We start from the raw sequence: 569 nt of genomic DNA on the forward strand, positions 1-569 counted from the left end.
TCTTTTTCGGGATGCGAGAGAGTCGAGAGGTCGGGAAGAGGGGCAAGTTTTACCATGACCGGCATCATGCCCGGATATCGGAATGTTTACAATTGCGCGTTTACAACGGTCAGGGCTAAACAGTTACGATTTTTTATTGAAGTGGTATTTCTCGCCCGATCAATTAAAACAGTTCTTATGTAAAATTTTTGATTGTCCAGCCGAAAAAATTTTAGTTTTTAACTTGGATGAGTTTAACTCTTTAGTTGAGGTATTGGACTATCCGGAGCTAGTGTGCATTTGCGTGTATACGGAGGTTCAAGGTGATGTTTCACAATTGTTGCGGTTATATAGACGTCGTTTGCCTACCTCAATAATTTCTGAAAAAATTATTTCAGCTGCTTTGACGAATAAGGTTCAGTGTTATATTCCGGAAGATTGCGGCAATACTTGGATATATGTAGAGCCTCTTGCAAAACTAGCGGAACGGATGAAAATTGCTTGGCAGCGCAAGCGAAAAGGTGGGAGTGGGCGCCCATTTCTGGCATGATTTAGTTTCTGACGCTTAATCAAAACGCCCACACCATGAA

At 41.8% G+C, this 569-nt stretch carries 1 protein-coding gene; it reads left to right on the forward strand.

Annotated elements, in window-relative coordinates; translation table 11 throughout:
* The first annotated feature begins 82 nt into the window (after nt 1-82).
* The gene (locus F2P46_RS36165) at nt 83-529 is read left to right on the forward strand and encodes a hypothetical protein (RefSeq protein WP_166899327.1); all 447 of its coding nucleotides are present in this window, start codon (nt 83-85) and stop codon (nt 527-529) included.
* Nucleotides 530-569: the final 40 nt, after the last annotated feature.

The sequence above is a fragment of the Massilia sp. CCM 8734 genome, assembly GCF_011682155.1.
GTDB lineage: Bacteria > Pseudomonadota > Gammaproteobacteria > Burkholderiales > Burkholderiaceae_D > Telluria_A > Telluria_A rubra.